Below are 3,552 nucleotides of genomic sequence, written 5' to 3' on the forward strand. Positions count from 1 at the left end.
CCTTGGAAGCCGAACTCAAACCCGCCCTCGACACCATCACCGCCCAGGATGCCCGAGGCTGGATCAGGCATGCCGGCCATGCTCTACACTGAAACTAAAAGCGCTTTAGATTGGTATGCAACTGACGGACGGTGGCTTCAGTCATTCCGCCACTCACATAAGCGATGTTCTCGCCCCAACCCTGCCAGCCATAGCCAGCCGACGTCATGCGGGTGCCCGCACTGGAGCCGTTCACGCCGGTGTGGGAGAAGGTGTCGGTCTGATCCATCCAGGCGCTATGAGCGTCAGATGAGTCCAGAAGTTCACCGTCGAACGTGAGTGGCTTGACCCCTGCACTGCTGCGGGCCTCGTTGATGAGCTGCAAAAAGAGAGTTTCTAAGTTGGTTGGCGTAGTCATTCTGGCAAATGCCCCTTGGGTAAACTTCTTAGGCTTACATTCCGCAGAGCTAAATTGCTCTTGTTAGTCTTCGAAATGCAGGGCTGCGCTTGGCCCGCTATTGTGTTTACATTGTGGTTGCTGTCGGGGCGAAGCTCCCCTGCCGGCCGGTGTTGCCGGAGGGCCCACGAAAGCGAGATTGGTCTCTCAGGCGGCCTCATTCAAGCGCGGCAGGTGCCTCATCAAGCAACTGTCACGATGATCGAGATCATTTCAAGAAGCCGGATGGCCGCTTTGGGTCAACCACGGCCCTTCAGCACAGCCTTAAAGAGGTCCGCTCATGACGGAGGTCCAGACATTCGACCCAGTTCGAGTTCAGCAAGAGAGAAGTCCGTGCCGCCGGTGAGGCATTAAAGCATGACCTCGCCCCGGACCTCATCCAAGGTGGCGAGATACTCCTGCACGGCCCGCGGAGCGTCCTGCGTGTGGTTCTGCGCCACCCATTCACCTCGGGAAGGGAACGCTGCTTGTTGGCATCGGCCTAGATCAGGCTGGCGTCCACGGCAAATTTGATTAACCCTTAAGATTCTTGCTTATCCATCTCTAAAATATGACTAATTATTTTAGACTATACATAAGAGGGTCCCAATAAGATCCAAAAAATTTGCTGTGGTCGGGGCTGTTCTCCTCAAGCAGCCACATACAGACTATACAGATGTCATCGTTGGCCAAAAATTACGCCCTACCTAAGAAGATTGTCACATTACCTCCGGAGCGTGTGATCGCATTTGCACGGCTAGCCCTAACTATCTTTGCGCTCTACGCCAGCTTCTGGGATCCACCTGACGACCCTTACGACTCCGAAATAACGTACATCGCCGCAAGTGGCTATCTCGCCTTCGCCGCTCTCAGCTTCTGCGTGGTGCTCGCCAGACGCCCAAGCCGCCGGGAACAACTTATCGCTCATACAGTCGATATAAGTTGTGTCTGCCTCCTTATGCACTTCAATGACGGGCCAAGTAGCCCATACTTCATTTTTTTTGCATTCATTCTTTTGTCGGCTTCGCTTCGCTGGGGCTGGCGCGGAGCAATAGAAACTACAGTTCTCTTAGTCTTAATCTTTGTGGCATTCATTCTGCTGTTGAACCGCAGTACTGCCTCCGTCGAAGTTGCTGAATTAGGGCTCTCAATCTTCCGACCTGCTTATCTGGTGGTTATTGGCCTCATGTTAACCTATGTGAGTGCTGTCAAAGAACGCAGCCGCAAGCAACTTGCCAAGCTCGCTACTTGGCCGGGGCCAGATTACGGCAAAGGTCTTCAAGTCCCAATCGAATCTGCACTCGCACATACGGCTGAAATCATGTGTGTGCCACGGGTATTGATCATCTGGGAGCTTTTCGAGGAGCCATTTCGCTACTTGGCTCTTTGGTCTTCTGCGGGGCTAGAGTACAGCCGGCAGCCTCCTAACCGTTTTGGCGCACTGGTAGCAGAACCTCTTGCTCGAAGGAGTTTTGAACTCCCATTCAGAGGTGGTGCCGTAAATCAGCTTACGATGAAAGGGATACCCGCGAGCGATGTTATCGACAACGATCTGCAGCGGACCTTCTCAATCCAGAAGGCGATTAGTGCACCTTTCATCCTGCCAGTCTGCCAAGGGAGAGTCTTCATCTTGGACCGGGAGGTGAATGATGAAAACGATCTTCTCCTCGCCGAACTCGTGGCTACTCGCATTGGGATTGACTTGGAGCACTACTGGCTGCGGAATGAGCTTGAAGAAGCTGCGGCTTCGAGGGAAAGAGAGCGCATGGCGCGTGACCTACACGACGGCGTTTTGCAAGGTTTGGCCGCCGCCAATATCCACTTGAGTCTTAGCGCAAGTCGAGTTGACCGGACGACAGCGGAGCAGCTTACTCAAACACGCGAGCTTCTGTCTGCAGAGCAGCAGCGTATTCGCACTTTCGTTGATACCAGCCGGGCGCACTCCAAAGCCTCATTAGAGCAAGTCGACCTTGCGCCAGATATCGACAAGACGCTCGAGCACGTGGGGAAGCTCTTAGGATGTCAGATCTCCATCACGGTTGAACCGCTAGATGTACGAGTAACTGCCGAAACAGCACATAGCTTGCGGCATTTTCTTACGGAGGCTGTATCAAACGCGGTGCGCCACGGTAAGGCCGACCAGATTCAAGTAGTTGTCAGAGCCACATCAGACCGCCTTCACCTCACCGTCATGGATGATGGTATTGGCTTCCAAGATCTATACGGAACTTACTCGGGTGAGCAGCTAGCGGCGAAAAACATTGGTCCCTACTCCTTACGGACCCGCGCCAGAGACATGGGCGGACACATCACTTTGCAGACCTCGCCATCAGGCACAGTAATCCGGGCCGAGGTTCCTGTATGAATCAAGCAAGCTCAGCTCTGCGGGTCATCCTCGCTGACGACCATCCAGTCTTTCTGAATGGCCTTCGCGCTCTGCTCCAGACTGATCCGATGTTTGAGATTGTAGCTGTTTGTCCAGACGGAAAGTCGGCGCTCCAAGCGATTTTAGAGAGTAAGCCTGACCTAGCGATTTTGGACGTCTCAATGCCTGGTTGTACCGGAGTCGAAGTGCTCGCGGAGCTTAGTGATCGTGACCTCACCACAAGGGTGATTCTGCTGACTGCTTCAGCAGGCGACGGTGAGATTGTAGAAGCAGTTGCACGTGGAGTTTACGGGCTGATGCTTAAGGACGCGGCTGCCGATACCCTTCTCGATTGTATGCGGTCAGTCGCAGTCGGACGACGGTGGCTTCCACCGGACCTTGTGGGAGCGGCAGTGAAGCGAGAGGAGGACAATAGGGCCAAGGTTAGCCAGCTTGATAATGCGCTTACATCCCGGGAGCGAGAGATTGTAACCCTCGTCGCGGAGGGTCAATCCAACAAGGAAATAGCGCGAAAGCTTGGACTTGCCGACGGTACCGTTAAGATCCACCTCCATAGAATTTATAATAAACTTGGGGTTAGCAATCGCACCTCATTGACAGCCTTGGCACTCAACTATCGAAAAGGGCCACCTGACGTTTCATAGAACTTTAGCGCAGAGTTCCAGGAGAGGCTTTAAGAAGCTGTTGAGCAATTTTATTGCTCGGGGCAAGTCATTGATTCAGAATAGGTTTGGGGCTGGGCCGCTGTGGC

The 3,552-nt window shown here is 53.7% G+C and carries 3 protein-coding genes; 2 read left to right on the top strand and 1 reads right to left on the bottom strand.

The window, feature by feature from the left end:
* Nucleotides 1-94: 94 nt before the first annotated feature.
* A complete protein-coding gene (locus JKG68_RS31395; RefSeq protein ID WP_202066260.1) occupies nt 95-397 on the bottom strand; it encodes a CAP domain-containing protein in 303 nt (100 codons plus the stop codon).
* Nucleotides 398-1,100: 703 nt separating this feature from the next.
* On the opposite strand from JKG68_RS31395, the gene JKG68_RS31400 reads away from it, so the two are divergent.
* Nucleotides 1,101-2,780 (top strand): sensor histidine kinase, encoded by a 1,680-nt coding sequence (locus JKG68_RS31400; protein WP_202066261.1) that lies wholly within the window; start codon nt 1,101-1,103, stop codon nt 2,778-2,780.
* Nucleotides 2,777-3,445: a response regulator gene (locus JKG68_RS31405; RefSeq protein ID WP_202066262.1), complete on the top strand. Its 669-nt coding sequence runs from the start codon at nt 2,777-2,779 to the stop codon at nt 3,443-3,445. The genes JKG68_RS31400 and JKG68_RS31405 overlap by 4 nt, the downstream gene beginning before the upstream one ends.
* Nucleotides 3,446-3,552: the final 107 nt, after the last annotated feature.

It is taken from the genome of Microvirga aerilata (genome assembly GCF_016743775.1).
Classification (GTDB): domain Bacteria; phylum Pseudomonadota; class Alphaproteobacteria; order Rhizobiales; family Beijerinckiaceae; genus Microvirga; species Microvirga aerilata.